At 57.4% G+C, this 23,816-nt stretch carries 10 protein-coding genes and 1 tRNA gene; 10 read left to right on the top strand and 1 reads right to left on the bottom strand.

Annotated elements, in window-relative coordinates; all coding sequences use genetic code 11:
• Nucleotides 1-82: 82 nt before the first annotated feature.
• The 3 genes from folK to GT495_RS04435 all read left to right on the top strand — a co-directional run bounded on the left by folK (nucleotide 83) and on the right by GT495_RS04435 (nucleotide 3,976).
• Nucleotides 83-1,819, top strand: a complete 1,737-nt coding sequence (gene folK / locus GT495_RS04445) for a 2-amino-4-hydroxy-6-hydroxymethyldihydropteridine diphosphokinase (protein WP_161161648.1) — start codon at nucleotides 83-85, stop codon at nucleotides 1,817-1,819.
• Nucleotides 1,820-2,521: a hypothetical protein gene (locus GT495_RS04440; RefSeq protein ID WP_161161647.1), complete on the top strand. Its 702-nt coding sequence runs from the start codon at nucleotides 1,820-1,822 to the stop codon at nucleotides 2,519-2,521.
• A 258-nt stretch (nucleotides 2,522-2,779) separates the two neighbouring features.
• Nucleotides 2,780-3,976, top strand: coding sequence for an ATP-binding protein (locus tag GT495_RS04435; protein ID WP_161161646.1), 1,197 nt, complete (start codon nucleotides 2,780-2,782; stop codon nucleotides 3,974-3,976).
• Between the two features lie 106 nt (nucleotides 3,977-4,082).
• Here GT495_RS04435 and GT495_RS04430 read toward each other — a convergent pair whose 3' ends face one another.
• Complete coding sequence (locus GT495_RS04430) at nucleotides 4,083-4,856, bottom strand: type III pantothenate kinase (RefSeq protein ID WP_161161645.1); 774 nt, start codon at nucleotides 4,854-4,856, stop codon at nucleotides 4,083-4,085.
• A 197-nt stretch (nucleotides 4,857-5,053) separates the two neighbouring features.
• Between GT495_RS04430 and GT495_RS04425 the strand changes: the two genes are divergently transcribed.
• The 7 genes from GT495_RS04425 (at nucleotide 5,054) to GT495_RS04395 (ending at nucleotide 23,712) form a co-directional block, all read left to right on the top strand.
• Nucleotides 5,054-5,130, top strand: a tRNA-Met gene (locus tag GT495_RS04425).
• 482 nt (nucleotides 5,131-5,612) lie between these two features.
• Nucleotides 5,613-7,055, top strand: a complete 1,443-nt coding sequence (locus tag GT495_RS04420) for an ATP-binding protein (protein WP_161161644.1) — start codon at nucleotides 5,613-5,615, stop codon at nucleotides 7,053-7,055.
• Nucleotides 7,056-7,618: 563 nt separating this feature from the next.
• Complete coding sequence (gene bilR / locus GT495_RS04415; RefSeq protein WP_240128092.1) at nucleotides 7,619-9,649, top strand: bilirubin reductase, long form; 2,031 nt, start codon at nucleotides 7,619-7,621, stop codon at nucleotides 9,647-9,649.
• Nucleotides 9,650-10,164: 515 nt separating this feature from the next.
• A complete protein-coding gene (locus tag GT495_RS04410) occupies nucleotides 10,165-11,169 on the top strand; it encodes a hypothetical protein (protein WP_161161642.1) in 1,005 nt (334 codons plus the stop codon).
• Complete coding sequence (locus tag GT495_RS04405; protein WP_161161641.1) at nucleotides 11,166-11,972, top strand: hypothetical protein; 807 nt, start codon at nucleotides 11,166-11,168, stop codon at nucleotides 11,970-11,972. Before GT495_RS04410 ends, GT495_RS04405 begins: the two co-directional genes overlap by 4 nt.
• A gap of 23 nt (nucleotides 11,973-11,995) precedes the next feature.
• Complete coding sequence (locus tag GT495_RS04400) at nucleotides 11,996-12,982, top strand: hypothetical protein (RefSeq protein WP_161161640.1); 987 nt, start codon at nucleotides 11,996-11,998, stop codon at nucleotides 12,980-12,982.
• A gap of 65 nt (nucleotides 12,983-13,047) precedes the next feature.
• Entirely contained in the window at nucleotides 13,048-23,712 is a 10,665-nt protein-coding gene (locus GT495_RS04395; protein ID WP_161161639.1) for a hypothetical protein, read from the top strand.
• The last annotated feature ends 104 nt before the right edge of the window (nucleotides 23,713-23,816 follow it).

Below are 23,816 nucleotides of genomic sequence, written 5' to 3'. Positions count from 1 at the left end.
GATACAATAGAAAGACTGATTGCAAAGCGACCCCGCCGCCTGTGCCCGAGCGCGGCGACGTGGGCATTTTAGGAGGATGTTCATGGCGAACGACAGCAAGACATGGCGGTGCGGAAAGTACGAGCTCAGCTTTGACCGTCCGCGTATCATGGGCGTCCTCAACGTGACGCCCGATTCGTTTAGCGACGGCGGTGAGCACTTTGACCAGGATGCCGCTATCGAGTACGGCCTGGCGATGCTCGATGCCGGCGCCGACATCATCGACGTGGGCGGTGAGTCCACGTCGACGTGGCGCCCCGGCTTTACCCCGGTCAACCCCGACGAGGAGGCGCGTCGCGTGCTGCCCGTCGTGCGCGCGCTCGCCAAAGAGGGCGCCATCGTCTCGATCGATACGCGTCATGTGGCGGTTGCCAAGGCGGCAGTGCGCTGCGGTGCTTCGATTGTCAACGACGTGACGGGCTTCACCGATCCCAAGATGGTTGAGTTCGTTAAGACGAGCACCTGCGGCGTTATCGTAATGCACGCCGGCGAGGTCGCCGCACCCGCACGCACGCACGCGACGGTGCAGCTCGATACCTCGGCTGCGGCGTTTGTTGCCGAGAAGGCACGCGAAGCGGCGGTCGAGGCCGCGCGCGAGGCCGAGAAGCCGGCCCGTCGCCGTCGCGGCAAGTTGCTGGGCGAGCCCAAGGTTGAAGCCAAGCTTCCGGGCGGTGTGGTACAGCCCTCGCTGCCGCTTGGCGAATCGGAGCCCGCGCCCGAGTCCGAGCCAGAGACGCCGGCTGCCGAGCAGGCTGCCCCTGCCGCCGCTGCGCCCGAGACCGTGCCCGCAGCTACCGAAGCCGTACCAGAGCCCAGTGACCACCTGGCCGCCATGATGCGCCGCAGTGCCCGCCGTGAGGAAGCCTATGTACCCACTTCGCAGCTCCGCCGCTTTACCCTGCCCGATTCTGCACCCATCATGCGCCGCGTCATGGGCTTTCTGTCCGATCAGGCCCGCACACTCATCCATGCTGGCGTGTCGCGCGACCGTATCTGCATCGATCCCGGCCCGGGCTTTGGCAAGACGGCCAACGAAGACATCGTCATCCAGCGCGAGACCGCCAAGATGGCGTCGCTGGGCTATCCGCTCATGTGCGCCGTGTCGCGCAAGCGCTTTGTGGGCGCCGTCTCGGGCGTGACCCAGGCCGCCGCGCGCGATGCCGCCACGTTTGGTGTGTGCCTGGGCGCCATCCAGGCCGGCGCCAACATCGTGCGCGTGCACGACGTCGCTGGCTTTGCGCAGTTCCTGAACGGTTACTGGGCTGTCGCCGAGCCGCAACCGCGCCGTGCGTTTGTGGCCGTGGGTTCCAACCTGGGGCATCGTTGCGACAACATCCGCGCCGCGCGCAACATGATTGCCGAGATTCCGCTTACCTGTGTGTCCAACTGCTCGCGCATCTACGAGAGCGAGCCAGCTTACGAGACACGCCAGGACGCGTTTGCCAACGCCATCATCGAGATCAAGACCGAGCTGGCTCCGCTGGTGCTGCTTGACGAGCTCATGAAGGTTGAGGCCGAGCTGGGCCGTGACCGCTCCAAAAAGGCCAAGGCAAACGGCCCGCGCACCATCGACTTGGACCTGCTGTGGATGGACGGCGAGACCCACGGCGGCAAGAAGCTGCGCCTGCCGCATCCGCTGATCGGCGAGCGAGACTTTGTGCTGGTGCCGCTCGAGGACCTGATGCACGACCCGGCGCGGTTCTTCCGCTACAACGGCGTCGAGGTCAAGGAGCCCGAGGATCGCGTGGGCCATATCGTGGGCGAATTGGGGCGTATGTAGATGATCGAGATGAATGCTGTTGTCGCCGCCACCGAGCTCGACGCGGCGCGTGACGCGGGCCGCGAGGGCGTGTCCGCGGGCTGGTGCGCGTGGAGTGCGGGCGATGCATCGCTGACGTTTTCGCTGGTCGTACGCCCCGATGTGAACATGCACGCCTTCCACGGTCTGCCGTTTGTGGCCGCGATGGGCATGATGGACGCGCTCGCGGGCACGGCCGCAACGCCGGGCCTGGGGCTTGCCGGCAAGGTGGGCATCCAGTGGCCGAGTGACATCGTGTGCGGCGCGCCTGCGTTTGAGACGTCGCTCGCGCGTGTTGCCGTGAACGGCGGTGCCGGTGCCGCGGGCATGTTCGGTGCCGTGACGGTGGATATTGAGCGCGCGGCGCTGGGCGAGCTTGGCGTGGATATGGCCGACGAGGCGCTGGCCGAGGCGCTGGCCGAGGCGATGCTCGCTCGCGTTGACGCCTGGGCGGTTGCCGCCAACACATCACAGGGCGCTGCCGGCCCGCTGGCCCCGGTGCTGGGTGAGTACTTCGACATGGTGCCGCTGCTGGGACGCCAGGTTGCGGCGGTGTCGCCCAACGGCCTGCCGCTCGCGGTGGGCGTGTTCGCGGGCCTGGACATCTGGGGTCGTGCGACCATTAAGACCGACGCCGGCGAGCAAGAGTTTCCGCCCGAGGCCGTACGGATTCGCGGGCTGTAGCGCAGGGCGTTCGCGCCCAAAGAAGATAGACATGACAACAGAAGCTCTCCTCGGCTTGCGCCGGGGAGGGCTTCGCTTGTTTGGGGAATGGATTGCCAGCGCACTATTCCTCAAAAACGAAAAATTTTTCGATTTTGAGGAATAGGATTAAGCCAGCTCGGTCTTTTGGGAGGTATATTCGTTACAGAGCCTATTCCTCAAAACTGAAAATTTTTTGTTTTTGAGGAATAGCGATAAAAGCCCGCGAGGAGGCCGCCAATGAAACTCATCAATAGAGCATCGTATATGGACACATTGACGAGCCTTATTGGCGTGCCGGATATCAAGGTCATAACGGGCATTCGCCGTAGCGGTAAGTCAAAATTGCTCGAGGCTCTCCGCGATTACGTGGAGGCAAATCTGTCCAATCCGAATGTCATCCATATCAATTACAACCTTGACGAGTTCGAGGGCCTGCTCGAATATCATGCCCTGCTCGCCTATGTAAAAGAGCATCGAGTGTCCGGCAAGCAAAACTTCCTGCTTATCGATGAGGTTCAGATGTGCGACGGTTTTGAACGCGCGATCAACAGCCTCCATGCATCCGAGCAGTACGACATTTTCATTACCGGATCGAACGCCTTTTTGCTGTCGAGCGACCTGTCGACGCTCTTTACGGGGCGTACGTTCGAGATCGAGGTTTTTCCATTCTCGTTTGAGGAGTATCGTCTCTATGGCGACGACGGCGAGGTCGATCGCGACTTCGATGAGTACGCGAGAACCGGCGGTATGTCTGGCTCTTACCCTTATCCACTGCAGGAGCAGCGCTATCAATATCTCTCCAGCGTCTTTAAGACGCTCATTGTGAGAGATATCGTGCAGCGGCATAACGTGAGAAACGAATCGGCGCTGCTGCGCATTGCCGATTACATGATGGACAACGTCTCCAACATAACGTCGGCACGCAACATTACGGATGTTTTGAACGTGGATGGGCTAAAGATAACGAACAAGACGGTCGGTGCGTACATGGGGTACCTGTGCGATGCGTTTGCCTTCTATAAAGTTCGTCGATATGACATTCGCGGCAAGAAATACCTTAAGAGCGGCGAGAAGTATTACCTGGCAGACCACGCGTTCAAATACGCACTGCTCGGTACACGCGATATGGACTGGGGTCGCGTGTACGAGAACATGGTGGCCATCGAGCTGCTGCGCCGCGGATATGAGGTATACGTCGGTGTGCTCTATAAAAAGGAAATAGACTTTGTGGCAATCAAGCGAAGCGAGAAGCTCTACATTCAGGTGAGCGACGACATCAGCTCGGATAAGACATTTGAACACGAGATTTCACCACTGCTGAGCATTGGCGACGCGTACCCCAAGATGATTCTCGCCCGCACGCATCACGAGACAACGGATCGCGATGGGGTGCAGGTCGTGGACCTGGCGAGATGGTTGTGCAGCGAGGCATAGCAGAAAGGCCTATTCCTCAAAACTAAGTATTTTTCGATTTTGAGGAATGGGGCCGGTACGTTGCCTGGTTCGCCGCTCGCGCTCGTGCTCGACTGAAGCCCTCGCCCTATCCCAGCTCCTGCATGCGGCGGTAGATTTCGCAGATGCCCTTGATGGTGAGCTGTCCGTCGACCACGTCGAAGGCGTCGGTCGAATCGGCGACGATGCTAGCGAGGCCGCCTGTGGCGATAACGGTGGCGTCCTCGCGCCCCAGCTCGTGCTTCATGCGCGCGACCAGGCCCTCGGCCATGGCGGCGGCGCCCAACACGGCGCCGACCTTGATGCACTCCTCGGTATCGCGGCCGATGGCGTGCTCGGGCGCCTCGAGCGGCACGCTGGCGAGCTTGGCGGCACGGGCGGCAAGCGCGTCCATGGAGATGCGGATGCCCGGCGCGATCGCTCCGCCAATGTAATAGCCGTCCTCGTCGATGACGTCGATATTGGTTGCGGTGCCAAAGTCCACCACGATCGCCGGCGCGCCGTAGAAGGTCTCTGCCGCGACGGCGTTGGCGATGCGGTCGGCACCCACGGCCTGGGGGCGTGCCGCCCGTAGCTTGGTCACGGCCGCCGTCTGCGGGCCAATGACGATGGCGTCCGCGGCGATGCGGTCGGCCACGGCGCGCCACTCGCGCGAGAGCTGCGGCACCACGCCGGCAAAGGCGATCGCGTCGACCGCGCCGAGCGAGAGGTCGTACATCTTAAAGAAGCCCATCAAGCGTACGTGGATCTCGTCGGCGGTATAGGAACGGTCGGTGGGCATACGCCACGACTGCACCAGCTCGTCTCCGTCAAACAGGCCCATGGCCGTCTGCGTGTTTCCCATATCGATAGCGAGCAGCATGTCTACTCCCAGTGTTGGCATAAAAGGACGCGCACCATTGTATACGCGCCGTCGACGGCGCTCGGCTGTGATCCGTTTACGGTGATATTGGCTGAGGGGTTTTAAATATGAAGGAATTATGCTCTACGAGATTTTCCTTGCCGTTTACCGAACTCACGCTTAATATTCTTTCTTGCGCACATGAGGCGCCCAGACATTGCGGGGTGGAGCAGTCTGGTAGCTCGCCGGGCTCATAACCCGGAGGTCGTAGGTTCAAATCCTGCCCCCGCGACCAAGAACTTGCAGCTCGTCGGCCTAGCCGGCGAGCTTTTTTGTTATCTGACGACCATGTTTTCGGCACGGTTTTCAACCTCTCAAACAAAATCTCGATCTGTAACGCGTAGACCCGATTTGGACGGTTAGATGTTGCAGATCGAGATTTTCCGGCAGCCGGCCCCCGTTTGTCTAAATCTGTAACACGAGGGACGGATTTTGCCGAGTAGCTGTTACAGGTTGAGATTTTGTTGTTGCTCTCCTTTATGAGTGAATCTTGACTCTTTTTATTATGCGAGGCGGACGGGCTATCGATAATCACGGGCCGGATGGATTGACTTGTCGATTGATAGACTCCAATTGGAAGGAGCTGCGACGACCCTTAACGATCCTTAACTAGAAACAGTGACGTCTTAAAAACAATAAAGGGGGCCGCTATGTAGGGGCCGTCTATACGATGCCTTTGACTTACACTTCTTTATGGAGCCATGTAAGGAGGCGGCAATGCAACAACCCATCGCGACAAACGATGTGATTCTATTTTCCACCCTCAGGGAGAATCAGTACTTCGATCGAAAGAGCGCCCGCAAGGATGACAAGGAGATTGCGAAGCATATTAGTGCATTCGCCAACTCGGCGGGAGGCAAGCTCGTTATTGGTATCGAGGATAATGGTGAGGTAACGGGCTTCAAGCGTAACGGCGCGCGCGACATTGAGAAATTCGAGCGCGCTGCGCTCACGACTTGCACGCCAACCCCTATTGTCCGCAAAGACCGAATCCCCGTGGTCAATTCTTCGGGCGAGGGGGACTTCATTCTCGTTTTGGACATCGATGCCTCGACCAACCACTCTGTTGCTCGCGTGAGCGACGGCGAGGTTTTCTTGCGGCAGGACGACAAGAGCGTGAGGCTCAGCCGCGAACAGGTATTTGCCCTCGAGTACGATAAGGGGCAGAGAATCTTCGAGGACGAGCTTGTTGAGGATTCCTCCCTAGATGACGTGGACCATGAAGTGCTTGATCGCTACAAAGGGATTCTTGGAACCGAAGTTTCCGACGAGCAGGTCCTTAGAAGTCGTCGTTTTATGCGTGACGGAAAGCTGACCGTTGCTGGAGCCCTGCTATTCGCGCTGGATCCGTCCGCGATGATGCCACAGGCGCGAGTCCGTGTCCTGCGCTACGACGGCGTCAAAATGGAGACGGGCGAGCGTCTCAACATCACGAAAGAACGAAGCTTCTGTGGGCCGCTGCCTAAGGTGATCCAAGACGCCTACGAACTCATCTCGAGCATGCTCCGCGAATTTCAGTTCCTGGGGCCCGACGGGAAATTCCAGACCGTGCCTGAGTATCCTGAGTTCGCCTGGTTCGAGGGCTTGGTCAACGCGGTGACACATCGCGACTACTCGTTCCGCGGCGACTACATCCGGGTCTCGATGTTCGACGACCGTTTGGAAATCATCAGTCCAGGCGCGCTTCCCAATATCGTGACGCTCGACAACATGAGGACCACTCGTTACTCGCGCAACCCACGCATCGCGCGCACGCTGGTTGAATTTGGTTGGGTTCGGGAGCTAAACGAGGGCGTCAAGCGCATTTATACCGAGATGCAAAACTCTCTGCTCAATGATCCGGTCTACACGGAACCTGATGGGGCAAGGGTTCAGCTAACGCTTGAGAACAATATCGTTGCCAGAACCGTAAGGAGAAGCGAGGCTCTCGAGGACAAGGTATCACCGGAGGTGATCGCCTCATTGGGGGAGTATGAGCTCGCCGCCGTCAGGTTGGCCTTTGCGAACGGAAGGGTGACAGCAAGGGAGCTTGCAGCGCACATCGGGAGAAATCGCCGCACAGCAAGCCGGGTGCTTGGTAAGTTAATTGAGGAAGACGGGCTGCTCGAATGGCACGGCTCATCCCATAACGACCCAAAACAGTTCTACACGATAAGGTAAGGTGGTCGATCTATTTCGCACCTCTGTCGCAGTAATGTCGCACCTCTGTCGCAGTAATGTCGCACCTCTGTCGCAGTGGCTTCGATGACGCGTGGATATAGTCCCTCGGCAAATCTCAAACAAAATCTCAATCTGTAACGGGTAGGGGTCAAAAGCGGGCCTAGATGTTACGGATTGAGATTGTTGAGGATGGGCTGAGGGGAATGTCTTGATCTGTAACACGTGGGGCCGTTTTTGGCCGATAGATGTTACAGAACGAGATTTTTCGGCAGCCGGGCTCCGTTTATCTGAATCTGTGACACGAGGGACGGATTTTGCCGGGTAGCTGTTACAGATTTAGATGTTCTAGCGGGCCGGGTTGGTTTGTCTCGATCTGTAACAGGTGGAGGCCAAAAGTGGGCCTAACTGTTGCAGATCGAGACAAGCCGACGGGCCGCCCCACCCCATCTACCTGCCGTTACCTGCTATCCGCCGATTTCCGTTGTGCTGCTGTACTCCCATGCCATATCCTCTAGACAACTACGCGGCATCATCGCCGCCGCGCCTACAAGAGAGGAATGTCCATGACCGCACCTGCATCCAAGCTGCTCCAGCCCATTACGGTTGGTCCCCTTGAGCTCAAGAACCGCATTATGTTCCCGCCGCTGACCACCGGCTACGAGGAGCGCGACGGTTCCATCGGCGAGCGCAGCCTGGCTTTTTACGAGCGTCTGGCCCGTGGCGGTGTGAGCTACATCGTCATCGGCGACGTCGCTCCCGTCATGACCGCGAGCCCCACGCCCAAGCTGGCAACCGACGCCCAGATCCCCACGTTTAAGGCGCTGGCCGACGCCGTCCACAAGCACGGCGCCAAGGTTGCGCTGCAGCTGTTCCACCCCGAGTACGACGTGCCCGGTGTTGGCCGCATGGTCATGGGCTCCATGGCCGCCGCCAAGGCCGCGCAGGAGGCCAAGGCCGCCGGCGACGAGGAGACCTTTGCCGCCAAAATGGCCGAGTCCAACGAGATCCGCAAGCAGGCATATGCCAAGCTGCACCACGACATGCAGCACTTTGTGAACGAGGCCAGCGTGGAGCAGCTCGCCCAGATCAAGGAGGCCATCGCTGCCTCGGCTGCTCGCGCGCAGCAGGCCGGCATCGACGCCATCGAGGTCCACGGCGATCGTCTGGTGGGTTCGCTGTGCTCGGCCATCCTCAATCAGCGCACCGACGAGTACGGTGGCTCGTTCGAGAACCGCGTCCGCTACGCGCTGGAGGTCGTCGCCGCCATTAAGGAGGCCGCGCCGCAGCTGATGGTGGAGTACAAGCTCCCCGTGATCATGGAGAACCTCGACGGCACGCCGCGCGGCAAGGGCGGCCTGCTGCCCGACGAGGCCTGTGAGTTTGCCAAGCTGCTCGAGGGCGCGGGCATCGATATGATCCAGGTCGCGCAGGCCAACCACACCGGCAACATGGGCGACACCATTCCGCCCATGGGCGCCATGCCCTACAACTGGACGCTGCCCGTGGCCGAGCGCGTCAAGGCCCTGGTCTCCGTGCCGGTGGCAACCGTGGGTCGTGTCGTCTCGGTCGAGGCCGGCGAGAAGATCCTGGAAGACGGCGCCGCCGACATCATCGCCCATGGACGTTCGCTCATGTGCGACCCCGACATTGCGTTGAAGGCCGCCACGGGCGAGCCCATCCGCGAGTGCCTCAACTGCAACAAGGGTTGCGTCGATGCGATTCAAAACCGCAAGTACATCTCGTGCGTGCTGAATGCCGAGAACGGCGACGAGGCGACCATCGCCATTAAGCCGGGCGAGGGCGACAAGAAGATCGCCGTGGTGGGCGGCGGTATTGCCGGCCTGGAGGCCGCGCGCGTGGCGGCCAAGCGCGGCTACGACGTGACTGTCTACGAGGCGAGCGACCATCTGGGCGGCCAGATTGTGCTGGCGGCTGCGCCTCCGCGCAAGGACGAGATCATGCGCTCGGTCGAGTACTACGAGAAGATTCTGCCCGGCCTGGGCGTGAGGGTCGAGCTCAACCATGCCGCTGCCGCTGAGGACCTCAACGCCGCCGACGCTGCGATTGTGGCCGTGGGCGCGCACGACGTGGTCATCCCCGTTCCGGGTGCCGACTCGGAGAAGGTCGTCTCGAGCTGGGACGTGCTGGCCGGCAAGGTGGAGCTCAGCGGGCGCGTCGCCGTCATTGGCGGTGGCCTAGTGGGCACCGAGACTGCCGAGTACCTGCTGCAGCACGGCTGCGAGGTGGCGATCGTGGAGATGCTCGATAAGATTGCCGCGGGCGAGTCCGAGACCATTCTGCCGCTGATTATGAGCGACTTTGCCGAGCATAACGTGGAGCAGCACGTGAAGACCCGCCTGACCGCCATTACCGACGAGGGCGTGGAGGCTGTTCGTACCACCGAGGACGGCGCCGAGGAGCCGGTGAAGATCGCCTGCGATTATGTGGTGATGGCCGTGGGCTCCAAGGCCAACGCGTTTGACCTGGACGGCGTGACGGTGCCCGTGACCTGCGTGGGCGACTGCTCGGGCGAGCGCACCGCCGACATTGCGAGCGCTATTCGCACGGCGTATCACGCGGCCAACGAGCTGTAGTTGAACATTGCGGCCAGGCGGGGCGGTAGCACGGATCCGCCTCGCCCGGCTGCCTCCCTGCGCACGTAGACCATCAACCGGGGTGGGGCCTGCAAGCGCAGCAGGTCCCGCCCCGGTTTTGTGCGAGGAGGCAGGCGAGCTTAAACGCGCCCTTAACCTCATCTTCACCTCAAATGAGGCTAAGATGAGGTTAAGATGAGGCAAAGTTTGAATGGACGTGCGAACCGTTGCGCGAACAATGCGCGCACGGTTGAGTGGGCGGGGAGTGCCGTATCGGTGCTCCCCGCCTTTTTGCTAATAAGAGCGCCCCTGGCTCCCTTACACCAAGGGCTCGACTTTTAAGACATCATTAAGGCTTGCGTTATGGAGCGAACCGCAGGTCAATGCTATTCTTTTACCTTATCGTACGGTGTTGTATTCTGCCTGAATTCTCTACCTGCGAGCAATGGATTGAGCACGACCAAGCCGAAAGGATGGCACGCCTGCAAGCAGGGCAAACGTAAGCAATGAGTGGCATGGACCGACATAGCGAGCTCCAGCGGCACAAGACAGCGGCCGAGTACCGTCAAGCTGCCGACGAGCACGTGCGGACCCTCAAGGATTTCTGGAAGGATTTCCTGGTGAGTGGTCTGTTTGTGCTGGCCGCCATCGTTGCTATCTTTGCGTGCTTGGCCTGGTTTGCCGCGAACAATCGGGTGAGCGCCACGGGGAGTACGATCGGGGCGAAGGCGGATCGGTACACCCTAACTGCCGCGGGCGAGGGCAAACCTGACGCGCACGTGGGCTATTACGAGCGCACGGCCGAGGAAAAGCATACTATCGCCGGCCTGGATACGGCCGATGGCATGACGGTGACGCTCGGCTCCAACCTGAACAACGAGACCGCAGGCTCTCTGTACCCGGGTGCTCGCGGCAAGATTACGTTTACGGTGACGCCGCACACGGATAACCTCGGCGATATCACGATCAACCTGTCCCGTATACTTAAGGCCAAGGGCAATATCTATGAGGAAGCTGATGGTAATCTGTCGGATGATGCGAGTACGCTGCTCAGCCTGGTAAAAGGCCACTTGCTGTTCTTTACGAGCTGCAAGAACGGCTATTACTCGGACCGCGTGGTTGATAGCAAGATCGAGATTCACAAGAGCGAATTTTGCGAAAAAGGCGATGTGACCAAGCCGACGAACAAGTCCGTCACTATCAATCTGTACTGGGTATGGCCGGAGTACTTTCAGAACTTTGTCCTTACGGGCAACACGAATTACTACAAGAATCTGTTTGCGGCGGAGACAACTGACTACAGCACTCTGCAGGCAGATATGAACGCGCATAAAGCGAACTACTTTTACGGCACGGTAAGTAGTGGGGGAGTCGCCAACGCCCCCGCGGTTTCGTCTAACATGTCCTTCGGCGACACCGCCATCTGCTCGGCGCTGTACAACAATGCTGACGAGCAGATCGGCAATAAGGTCGAATGCATCCAACTTAGAATGAGCGCTCAGGAGGGCATGAGCTCATGAACACCATGCAAACGCGCCTCGGCGATGCCCGCAATTGGATAGAAAACCACCGCGCACAGGCCCTTGCGGTCCTGATATTGCTGGCGGCAATCGTTCTTATCATCGGCTTGTCGCTCTCGTGGTTTGTGGGCAGCAAAAGTCTGTCCACGGTGGGCAAGATCCAAACGCCCGCGCAGCTGAAGATCATGGGTCCCAACCAGACGAGCATCGAGCCCATCGAGATTTCGTATGACGAGTCGCGCGGTGATGTGAAAAACTCTAACGGTACCGTGACCGTTCGTCGCGCGTTTTGTGTGCAGAGCGACAATCCCGACGATCCCGCTGCCGGCGGTCAAGCGTTTGAGCTGCAGGTTGCCAACACAACGAATATCACGGGGCTGACAATCAACGTCTACCGAGTAACGGTCAACGATCCGAGCAATACGAGCGGCACCGTGGTCGGTCTCGATGGGCTCAATCAACCGTATTCGTGGAGCACGACGGGGGATCCGATTTCGTTCACCTTTATCAATAGCGCGGATGAGACAAACAGCTTAGCTAAAAAGCTTTCCGACAGTGACCCAACGTACGGCACGTATAAGAGCGTTCAGAAAAACGCGCGCCCGCTCTATCGGTATTACAAGTTCGCAAAGAGAGAGCTCGACGGTTACAGCGATAAGAACAAAACGGCCAACGCCGCCACAAACTTCATCATCGAGTGTACGTGGAATCCAGGCGTTGTGACCACAGGTAGTGCCAAGGTTTCAAATGTCAAAGAGACCGACATGGTGTACCTAATCGCTCGCGGCACGAACGCCAACTAATAGCAGGAAGGGAGGGGTGCCAGATGAGCAAAGACAAGAACGAGCAAAATGAAACCGCAAGGCCTGTTGGCAAACACTTTGCGCAGGTTGATGATTCTAAGGCGAAGTCTTGCTTGGTGGAGTCGGCGCCCCCTGTTACCAAAGTGCGCAAGCGTCTGTGGGCGGTTGCGGTGCTGCTTTGTGCCGTCGCGATTGTGACGGGTACCTACCTTACCTACACGGCCTTTTTGGCGGGCGACTTCCTTAAGTCGGTTGCTGTCTCGGGCACGTCGCAGGCGCTGTTTGCCTCGGACATGCTTGCGGGTTACACAAACGAGAGCCTGGATGACGGGGAGATTGCCGTCCGAAGCGTCGTCGTCGACACCGATACGGGTAAGAAAACCTGCTCCTTTACCTTCCGCATTTACAACCATCTGTTGGGCGACAAGAACAAGGTTAATGACAAGGATGTCAATGCGACACTGAGCGTGAGGGCGACGGGCACGACGGGTACTTGGAGTGTTAACGGTACGCCCGCGCTGACGACGAACGGCACGGTCGATCTTTCCTTCCCTGCCAACAAGGCAACCATGTATACCTATACGGTTACGTTTGACAAAGACGACCTCAACACAGCGTCCTTCACGGTCAAGGCCAAGGTCGGCCCCGACAGCCCCGGAACCAACCTTAAATGGCTCGCGGCCAAGATTGCGCCTGCCGAGCGCGCGGAGGTAACGGCCTCGGGCGTTTCGGGCGAGTGTGTCGATAAAGGCAAGAACATTGGCAGCTTTGACGCCTACAACTATCGCGTGACCGTTACAGGTTCCCCAACAAAAGTCAAGCTTATATGGGGCGATAAGGTTGAGCTTGACCCGTTTTTTGTGATGAATCATTCCGGCGCGACCGAAAATAAAAGTGAAAGGTCGGTCACGTTCACCATGAATCCCGGGTCGGAGATTATTACCTTCTACCGTGCGAAGGATGCACCCGGCAACTGGGGCGACATCGTTGTAGAGTGCAAGGCCGCGTAGAACAAGCCGCAAGCATAGATTTTGAGACCCCGCACGGGTCATGAGATAGAACGAGGTAGGATCAGATGAGAACGGCAAAGCGCATAACAACCGCATGCCTGACTGCAATCATGATTTTCCAGGCGCTCGCGCCCTCCACGGAGGTGTTCGCGCAAGAGCTCGACACCGTTATGGAGGCGTCCGTCTCCGCCGCGCGTGCCGCGGGCAATACGGCCCGCTCCGTACAGGATACCGTGGCCAGTGCGTTGCAAGATGCCGACCAAGCAACATCTGATGACGCCGCGACGACTCCGGGCGCCGATACGGGCACTACCGAGGACGGCAACGGCTCAACCAACGCCGGCGAGTCGCAGGATTCCATGACCGATGGAGCCGGCGGTGGCGATGCCTCAACGGAAGGCGACGCATCCCAAGACGATGCGACTGCCGATGACGGTGCCACTGACGAAGGGCAGACGAATGACGCGGACGCAGATGCCGCTGCACAGGCAAACACCACGTATGAGTACAGCACGGTTGATAAGCTGAAAGACGCTATTGGTGATGCCAATGTTACTGTCGAAGGCGATAAGGTAACCAAAGTCACCATTGGAACCAGCGAGGATCTGATTAAGCTCTCCAACGTCGATCCCGCCATTTACCAGGATGCGGCTCTCACGAAGGGCGGCGCGACGGGATCAGGCCTCAATCTATGTAACACGGTGACGGCGGCGGACGGTAAGGCCCTTTCCTTCTTGGGCCTTGGTGCCCCGAACACGCCTTTTAAGGGGAGCTTTGACTTGGGGACCTCTCCTATCGTTTTAAATAGGCCCCTGTTTAATAATGTTGAGCTGTCCACGGATATGACGCTTGCGCTCACTTGGGAGGGCACGACCAGCGATCCCGTTGTCGCGACGACGATTAACGGCGGGGACCATAAGCTGGCAGTTAACATCACTGCGGCCACCCTGTCTTCGCCGCTTTTGGGTTCCGTGTCGGGAGAACTCAGGCTCGACGTGAACTATGCGGCGAAAGGCAACGAAACCCTTGCCATTAATATCCAATCTAAAACCGATAATGCTGGCCTGCTTGTGAATACTCTTGCAGATGCCGCACCTCTTTCCGTTGAGAAGCTAACGCTTCCGGGCACTTACAGTGGGGACCCGACTATCCAGACGACCAAGGACGGTGCAAGCGCCGGTGGCCTCGTCGGCGTCTGCGGCAACGGCGCGACCGTGGCCATTAACGGCAATATTGACCTCTCTGTTTTTAGCGTCAAAGGCAGGGCTGCTAGCGGCGGTCTTATCGGTAAGGCAACCAGCCTCAACCTCACTATTGCCAATGGTACAACGATTAAACCGGCGCGCAACGTCGGCGATGAGGGCAGCGCTTGTTCTGGCGGCGTCATCGGCGACGTAAGCTTTGCGCGGGGATTTACCGTTAAGCCCAACATGTTCGACTTAGGCGACCTTGTGACACTTGGTGCGTCGCAGCGCGCCGGCGCTCTTTTTGGCATGGCGGATATTTCTACTGGCGACATCGTGGTGCAAGGCGGGGCGTACAAGAGCAAACTCGCCTCAGGAAAAGGTGGCGGTGTTAGCGGCAGCTACGGCGGTCTTGTCGGCAAGGTGTTCGCGACGGCAAAAGGTGACGATGAGTCGCTACGCGCTCTTGTTGTTCAAAAGGATGCGGATAAGCAAACGTGCTCAATTGCGTTTGACCTTGCGAGCGAGCTGTCCGACGCAGGCGGCGTTGTTGGCTATGTTGGCGATAGTGCGAATCCCAACTCGCAGCCTGTTGCTGTCGTGCTTAACGGCGTGACGGTTGCGTGCAAGGGAGATGCTTCGGCGCGAACGGATACCGGAAAGTTCGGTGGCGCCGTGGGTGTTGTCGACACGCGCAACGCGCTCGACGTGCGTGACTTTACGCTTACGAGTGATAAGGCCATTGGTGGTGCAGTAAAGAATCGTGCAGCTGGCATTGCGGGTTCCGCCTGGAATGCCGTAATCAAATTTAGCGGCATCACGGATCTATCGGGCGCAAGTTTTGCCGAGAACGCTACGACCGGTCAGCTCGTATACGAGAACAACAACGCGCTGCTCTTTGCTGTCGGCGATGGCTCTAACGGCAACATGACCGACGAAGGTGCTACGGGCTGGACCTTCAGGCGTAGCGGCAAGGCCTCAAAGACGGATGACATCGCGACCTACGGCGAGGTTATTCGCCTGGGCGATAGTTTTATTACGCTTGATCCCAGCACTCACAAGTTGACCTTGCCGGCATCGTTGACGCAGACCAACGGTGCCTACGCCCTAACCACAGCTGAGGATTTCGCCAAGCTTGCGATTACTTGGCAAACCAACGGCTACTACTCGATGGTTAACGGCGTTACCGAAAATAATCTGAATGGCCTACAGTCCTCGACCATTACGGTGAACGACACTATTGATCTCACGGGCACGGGCCTGACGGGTTTCACGCAGGATCGTGCAGACGGCTCGCAAGTTTTCTCGGGAACGTTGAACGGTGACGGCACAATCAACCTTGCCGTCGGCGAGGCGTACGGCAAGCGCGGGAACGCCCCTCTGGGCGCCGACGACATCAGTGCCGGCAACGGCAAAATCTACCGCCACGGCCGTCTGGGCTTGTTCGCGGCCGTTAACGGTGCAACCATCTCCAACGTCACCATCGCGGGCTCAATGAAGTCCGATAACGGCGTGGGCATTGACGCCGGATCGCTTGCGGGTACCGTTGCGGGTGGTCTGACGCTGTCTGGTGCAACGTGCAAGACGAATATCGCGTGCGATGATACGTTGGCTAATGATGTGAACGTTGGTGGAATTGCAGGCAGCGTGTCGGCAGCTTCCACGGTTACGCTTCAGGGTAACAGCAAGGCCCAAGCGACCATCACTGCGGCTAGAACGCTTAACGGCAATATTCGCATTGGCGGCGCCGTCGGCTATGTGAGCGATTGCGCTTCGACATTCAATGTTGCGGGCCTCGAAGTCGGCGGCGAAATCAAAACCGGCGATTGCGCCGGCGGCAAGATCGCCCAGGTCGGCGGTCTTATCGGCTGCATCGCACAGAGTACCTACAATGCAGGGGAAATAGTCGGCTCAGCTGATAAGTACGTGAACATTTTGGGCCTTTCGTTCAGCGCGTTCAAGATGAACGTCGGTAGGAACGGTGATGCGTTCAAGGGCACCGGTGGCCTTTTGGGCTACAGCTGGGGCAAAACTACCGTTACCATTGGCAATACTGCCGTGAACAACAGCGACAGCACCTATGCCCTCAAAACTTCTAACGGCACGACTGTAACTGCAAACGACTCTACCGAGGTCGGCGGCCTCGTATACGCAGCCAGTGGTCACTGGATTATCAACAACTACGCCATCGATCTCTCGGGCACAACCATTCATGCAGACGCCGCCCAGACGCTCGGCGTTCTGGTTTGTCGTGGCTGCAAGGTGGATAATAAGACGACATACGGCGTCGAGAACTACATAGGTCTGTACTTGGAGGACAGGGCTTATTGGGAGACCGCCTATAGGGTGCCCAGCGGCGAGGGGTCCATCGTTGCGCCGGGTGTAACGTCTTTCGATGAATGGGTTGGCAGCGGTGTAAAACCAAACAAAGGTAGCAAACTCATGGACGCCGACTGGAACACGGTCGTTTCGCTGCACACGCAGAATGACAAGCTGGACATGGACGGCGATGCCACACATGACAACAGCTACCGGAACCGCTCGACTTTCGGCCAAAGTCACAAAACGAACGGCAATACCCGCTACTTCTACAACCTCGACAGAGCCTATGATATGTGTAAAGGCGGCTTTAGCGGCGGCCAAATCAATACAGCGGACAAGCTGCTCTTATGGTCTGCTTTCTGCTATGCTCCCGCCGGTATTCGTTCGACAATCGTTCCCGATGGTACGACAGGGCTTGATGGTTCCATAACCATAACCGGCACAATCGATTTGGCCGGCTACAGCTACTATCCTACTCAACCGATCGGAAACGTGACGGTTAATAATGCGGCCATCACCTTCTATTACTCCAAGATCAAGGCCGAGCAGAATGGCAACAAGCTAAACTCTGATGCCACCCAGCACGAGAACATGCACTGCGGTCTTTTTCGAACGGTGGAAAACGGCGATCTCACGGTAAATAGTGTCACTTTGGGTGGTACCGTTGGGCCCGTTATCAATGACGGAAAGAGCCCTGATGACGCTATTGGCGCGGACGGAAGCTCATCGGGCGCACTCGTGTGCCGCTACGTGTATGGGTCCATCGGTAGTAAGGGCACCACGATGAGAAAGATCTCAATCGACGGCCTTACGCTCAACAATCTGATTGTCGACGGCGCCAACAGCGCCACGGACGCTAACGCCTATATGCCTCTGCTCATCAACGAGATGCAGAAGTACGTGAGCCTGAACGCGAAGAACATCAAGCCTACTGGGTACACGAGTGGCACCAAGGCGGCTACGTCGCTATTCGGAAAGCTTGGTGTAGGCAGTGAGGCCGATCAGGTGACGGCAAAGTTTGAGCGAATCAGCTTGCCCAGCCAAAATAGCAATACGATTTTCACCCATGCGAGCCTGCTGGAGAGCTTTGGCTACAAAAGTACGGGCACGGGCTCTGCGGATTACACCTTTACTAAGGCCGATGCCAATGCCGGAATGGTGACGTACGGAAGCGAAATCGATGCAAAGGGTAAGGAATACTCCGGCAAGCAGCTTTGGTATTACGACGAAGCGACGTATGACACCCCTAATGGCTTGGTGAAGGCTGGGGATAAGACGGCGAATGTCGATGCCCCCGTGTTTGGTGACTTCCTTCCTTATGTTTATAAGGGAAAAGCCGACGAGCCTGGCGTTCAGTACCACGAAATTAGGGTCAACCAGCGCATTCCAAAGCTGGTAACGGGATGTGGTACCTACGGCGATCCTTATTCCGTCACAAACGCGGCGGAGATGAATGCCATTGCCAACTACATTAATAATATGACGGCGCTTGACGGCTGGGAGGTCACCATTGTCGCCGACCAGGGTAGACTCTGCACCCGCCGCAGCAGCGATCACTCGACCAACAATGAGGTTACGTACGTCTACAAGCAGGCGAACGGTACCGATAATAAATGGGAGAAGAAGACCGGAGACGCGTCGACCGATTCCACACCGACGCTGAGCGACGAAACCATGCACCGCTATATGCAGAGCGCGTATTACAGCATCGAGCCTGCTGAGGGCAATACGATTACTCTCGACGGTGCATTGTTTGGCGGTTTTGGAAACAGGGCCAACCCGTTTAGGGGCGTCATCGTTGGTAACCTTGGCAGCGATCATAAAAACGCAACCATTAAGATAGAGAATAACAAGGGTTCGCTTCGCGGCCTTATTCCCTATAGCTACGGCAGCGTTGTGCGCAGCCTCAACATCAACTATGTGAACGCGCAGGCGACTATTACTTATCCCGCCAAGGATGCCAAGGATGCCGACGGTGTCCCGGCGGCGTTTTTCGGCGGCGTTATCGGCTGCATCCTTGGCGGCGATAACATTATCGATGGCGTGGTCGTGAATGGGACGACGGCCGATAACCCCACAACTGGCTTTACGGTTACTGGTGGCGGAACTAAGCCATATCTTGTTCCCATCGGCGGTTACGTCGGCGCCATCGCGGGCGGCGGTGTAATCTTCCGCAATATGTCAGGGACGTCTTGGCGCGCTGGAGCCAGCAACAAATCGCAGGGCCTTGGAACGGGTAACTTCCGGCTGTACGACAACCCTTACGTTGGTCGCGTGATTGATGGCTATGCCTTTAGCGAGGGCTGCGCTGTTGATAACGGAGACGCTAACTACAAGATTAACGAGCTCAACGTGAACGACACCGGCTGCGTAACCACAGTCGATACGTATAAGAAATACAGCTGGAATGTCAGTCGGCAAAACAACAATGCTCCGCAAACCACAGTCAAAGATTCACAGGGCCTGCTCGTGCTGCCTGCCATCATCAATAGCGGTGCGGGCGCTGGTGCTGCTCACACCGATGTGGCGGAAGGCGGCAAAGGCACGTATCGCGGGTCGCATGCATATGAGGGCAGTAGCGTCCATGGTGATATTCCCTCAACGGGATACAAGTTCGGAAATGAGCGGTATGGCAAGGTGCGCAACGCGAGCTACACTGCGGTTGGAAAGCCTGACGATGTTGCGGCGGGCGATTTTGAGATCTCGATCAATGACGACCTTAAGGCGCCGGGTAACCAGGCATACCAAGGCGCATTAGACGGCCGAGACGGAGAAGATGTTAATTCGCCCTATTTGGTGAAGAAATATGCAACCGATTGGCGCACGGGCTGTGTGTGCGCGATGGGCGTTTGCGGCATGGATCTGAAGTTTGAGCAGGGCGTGACCTATGACATGAGGGATTATGGCTCGGGTTTCTTGGGCCTTTCGGGCCGCTATTACTCAAATGCATGTGCGACCGACAAAAAGGTCAATGATAAAGATTTCATTACTCCTGGTATCGCCACTGTCAACGGCAACGGCGCAACAATCAAAGTGTCGAACAACACGCGCGAATACGTGGATGACGACTACTGTGTGGCGGGCGTAGGCGGCCTGTTCAGCACTATCAAGTTCTACTCGAGTGCATTCAATAAGGGAAGTATCGAAGCAAATGGCAACGCAAACGTAAGCAATCTCAACTTCAACGACTGCAATATTTCGCTTGCCTATGTATCTTTGAGTGGGAAAGAGCAATCCAAGTCGACGAGCAATACAAAAAGCGGTTGGGTGGGGACCGGCTGTCTTACGGGCTCAACTGCAAATCAGGGAGGCTCGGACGGGGTCGCCTATGGCGTGTTCAAAAATGTAAGCATTTCTGACAGCGCTGTATCTGGAGGCTGCATGGCCGGTGGCCTCATCGGAAGTGCCGGCCTTATGGCGCGCAGTACCGATGGCGCCAACGGTTCGATTGTGAATTACGGAGGAACATCCTCTCCGGTGCAGCTTTATGACTGCTCATACAGTGGAATCGCCGTTAGCGCACGTTCAAATGCTGGCGGATTTGTAGGATATATCAATTCGGGCACCTGCGGCATGTGGGTGTCGAAAGACAAAACCGTTGCCGATAGTTCGACTATTTACGTTGTTGAGAAGGCAGGCGATTCGCAGGATACGGGCAGCACTGCTGGAGGCATCTTCGGCCTTACGGGAGGTGCTCTAGTTGTGAATACCGGGCAGGGCGAAAATGCGAGCCAGGTGGCAACGATCAAAGATGTGTCCCTTGTTGTTAACCACAAGGCGCTTGGCGTGGGCGGAATTGCGGGACGCACGGTAACCTATGCTTCTAATATTAATCGCGTTAAGGTGACATCAACCAATCAGGCCTCGGAAGAAGCGCCCACTTACTTTGGCTCTTTGCACGCGGCGGAAAATACTGTCAATTCGTATGCCACAAGCACGGGAGGCATTATTGGATCGACAGGAAATAACGTGACACTTAATTCCTGTACGGTTGAAAAGATTCGCATGGGCGTAACCGAGCATGCTGGTGGCCTTGTGGGGGCAACATCAAATGGAAACACGCTGAGTGTCAACAATATCACTGTCGATGGCGTGCAATTTGATGGCGCTCGTTGTGGCGGCATCCTTGGAAACTGCCAAGGCCAGGGTGCAACCAATGTTATCGTTACGAATACGACCGTGCGGAACTGCTCGTTCGGAACGCTTAATTCAACGTGGAACCATAGTGATGGAAACCTGAGAAACCATTCCGGTGGCATTGTCGGTGCCGCTTCCGGCACAATTAAGATTGCTAACGTTCTAATTCGCGAAAACGATTTTAAGCAGCCGGGCGGTCAAGGCTTCTTGTTGGGTGATACTGCAGAGAAGGCGGCGGACTTCAAAGGTCTCTACGCCGCGGGCGTCGATATCATACTTAAGGATCGGTCTGACAATTCTACGGCTCAAAAACCGATTAAGTATTTCAATGACAGCGCCGTCGCTAACGTAAACAAGAAGTCGTATATCGCGTTTGGTGACTATAATGACACGCTTACTAATGACACGCATACTGAGTCGGAAACGAGCAAAACGCTGTACGGCGCTGATGCGGCCGACAGCACGACTGCAGCTGTTTCGCCCTACGTGACCACGAGCCCCGTGAGCAAGCTGGCGGTGCGTGCCTCCGACAACGACACCACCGATCGTTATCTGTTCGGTGACGGTGTGAACGTTTCTGGTGCATCGACTATCCAGGACGAAGCGGTGAAGAATGTCACCGGCCGCTACACCTACAACAATATCGGTGGCATCGACAAAGACGGCGCCTATCAAAACACCTCGAACTACTTGGCCTCAAGTGCCGGTAAGTTCAATGCAAACAATGACACGGATGCCACAAAGTCGAATGCCAACCCCGACGTCCTTGTTCTTTCGGGCAACGACTCGGATACCGTTAAGGACTATCTCAACATTGTTACCAACGGTGGTTATTCGGATGCGCTGCGCCTGAACGCAGGAGGATCGCACGTTTCGGCAACGGTCGACGTGTTCCAGCTCAAGAACGGTGTCTTTGTAAAGCAAACCAATGTTGCCGACCAGGCGCTCGACGTTAAGGGCAGCGGATCTTCTTTGTCGATCAGTGCTAACTCCAACTGGGATAACGGCAAGGGCCGCTTCAACCTGCTCACCGTCACCTTTACCGAGGCCGGCCAGAGCTACAAGGTTATGGTGCCCATCATCGTCAAGCGCGTGCTCGAGATTAACTTTACGGCAACGTATTCCGAGGGCTCGAACTTCAACAGCGCCGACTACAGCACCAAGTACGACAAGCACGTGCTCATTAGCAGCGGCGAGACTATGACGGGCTATCTTACCTGGACATACAACAAGGCGTATGCCCAGGAGACGGAGTATGGCTGGAATACGCACCTGGCAAGCGGCGGCGACATGAGGCCGCTTAACAAGCGCATTGAGTTCGGCGGAAAAAAGGGGGCGCTGCCTGTGGGCGCACAGCTGACGCTCGTGGATGCGGCGCACAATAACAAGGAATATCACTACACGGTGCCCGAGGGAGGATCCTGCGCATCGGTTGCGCTGACGGACTTTGAGGACTCCAGCGGAAATCACTATATGGAGCAATGGCTCAGCGAGACCATGGGCGCGACGGCAACAGAAGCGGACGACGGCACGTGGGTTAAGCTGACCGATAAGGAGAAAGACGGGAAGACCGAAGCCGAACTAGCCGGTATTGCTGGCGCGAAGATCGGCAACGACTACTACCGCGTAAAGACCGATACGGATAAGAAACCGTTCTACAGCTTGACGGTTCCCAAGAAGAAGGCCGGCGAGCAGCCCAAGAGTGAGAGCTTCTATCTTGTTGTTCGCACGCCAAAGGGCTCGGCCAGCGTCAACGGATATACCGGTACATCGGTTAAGACAAGCGTGAACACGCATCTTAACTACACGCTTCGTAATAAAGATGAGACGAAGGACTCGCACGAGAACACCGCCTCGACGTATAGCGTTGCCACGAACTTCCAGCATAATTTGGTGGACAACAAATCGGGCACCAACCAGATGGCCGTGAGAGGAACGACCTATCGGCTGGATATGGATGTGGACGACACCGTCACGTTTGGCGAGCAGGAATATACGACTACCGATGCGCTGTACTACCAGCTGGATTCTTCGCTCGTGAACTACCAGGGCAGCAGCGCCGCGGGCGCGCATGGCTACCCGACTGGAACCCAGGGCACGTATTCGTTCTACGTGATGGTGGGGAACAACTACTACACGTGGGATGGTTCTAAGTGGACTGATGCCGGCACGACGGAAACGCCGGCGATTGCTGCTAAAGACTGGTCTGCAACGGGCGGCGACATGTCGCTTGTGCTTGCCGATGCCAGTGGCAAGGCCATCGATCTCTCTGGCATTCGCGAGATTGCCAAGAGCCATGGCAGCAAGTTCACCATCACCATGAATGCGACTCTAACCATGACGGAGCCTGCGTGCCAGGCTGGTATTATCGCTTCGCAGAATAGCGGCAAAGATAAGTACACAAAGCCAAACTACCGTGCGTACCTCTCTACGCATGCTGACACGCTCAGCACCAGTAGCAACTCGGCATACAATGATGGTCGCGCTGGATACTACCGCATGGATGTGGGCTCATCGACTATTGCGCTCGAGGCTTCAAAGAAGTCGCAGCTGGGCATCAACATCGATGACCTCAAGTCCGCCGACGGCGAGATCGCTCTGGTGGGGACGTATGATTTCTCCAAGCTCGCGGGCGCCGATGCGATGATTTCCAATGCTACTGAGGTGACCTATACGCTGACCTTGCAGCAGCGGCAGGATGACGGCTCGTATGGGGACGTGAAGGGCATCGCGAACTACCTGTCGGTGCTCGGCAGCGATCACCTAGGCGCGGGTGAGGTGTCGCCTGATGGCAATAGCTATGTGTTCACCGATAGCAAGCCGAGCGGTACGTTCGCCACGCGTGACGGCAACAGCCCTGCCTTTAAGCATGCCTTCCGCGTCAAGGTGAACACCAATGTCGAGAAGACTGGACAGACCTATGCCAACTACCGCTTGGTGCTTACGGCCCATATGTCCGGTGGCGGCGTAAACGACACGCCGGTCAACGCCAGCAACCTCGCCGGCTATGCGCACTCCGACTACGTAACGTATACGCTAGCGCGCACCAACACTGGGGGCATCCCCCACGAGGCCAAGACCAACTAGCTATGCAAGGGGGGCGGCAACCACCCGGTTGCCGCCCCCCTCCCTTATTGCTCTCGAATTAACTTTCAAACTTTCCACCTAACTTACCACCTAAAGTGGAAAGC

Source organism: Collinsella sp. BIOML-A6 (assembly GCF_009875845.1).
Classification (GTDB): domain Bacteria; phylum Actinomycetota; class Coriobacteriia; order Coriobacteriales; family Coriobacteriaceae; genus Collinsella; species Collinsella aerofaciens_H.
The sequence above is the reverse complement of the archived record's forward strand: the minus strand, read 5'-3'. Positions and strand labels throughout refer to the sequence as shown.

Bases quoted from the DNA above. Each gene is read 5' to 3' on its own strand.
- folK (WP_161161648.1), top strand. From the start codon at position 83: ATGGCGAACGACAGCAAGACATGGCGGTGCGGAAAGTACGAGCTCAGC.
- GT495_RS04440 (WP_161161647.1), top strand. From the start codon at position 1,820: ATGATCGAGATGAATGCTGTTGTCGCCGCCACCGAGCTCGACGCGGCG.
- GT495_RS04435 (WP_161161646.1), top strand. From the start codon at position 2,780: ATGAAACTCATCAATAGAGCATCGTATATGGACACATTGACGAGCCTT.
- GT495_RS04430 (WP_161161645.1), bottom strand. From the start codon at position 4,856: ATGCTGCTCGCTATCGATATGGGAAACACGCAGACGGCCATGGGCCTG.
- GT495_RS04420 (WP_161161644.1), top strand. From the start codon at position 5,613: ATGCAACAACCCATCGCGACAAACGATGTGATTCTATTTTCCACCCTC.
- bilR (WP_240128092.1), top strand. From the start codon at position 7,619: ATGACCGCACCTGCATCCAAGCTGCTCCAGCCCATTACGGTTGGTCCC.
- GT495_RS04410 (WP_161161642.1), top strand. From the start codon at position 10,165: ATGGACCGACATAGCGAGCTCCAGCGGCACAAGACAGCGGCCGAGTAC.
- GT495_RS04405 (WP_161161641.1), top strand. From the start codon at position 11,166: ATGAACACCATGCAAACGCGCCTCGGCGATGCCCGCAATTGGATAGAA.
- GT495_RS04400 (WP_161161640.1), top strand. From the start codon at position 11,996: ATGAGCAAAGACAAGAACGAGCAAAATGAAACCGCAAGGCCTGTTGGC.
- GT495_RS04395 (WP_161161639.1), top strand. From the start codon at position 13,048: ATGAGAACGGCAAAGCGCATAACAACCGCATGCCTGACTGCAATCATG.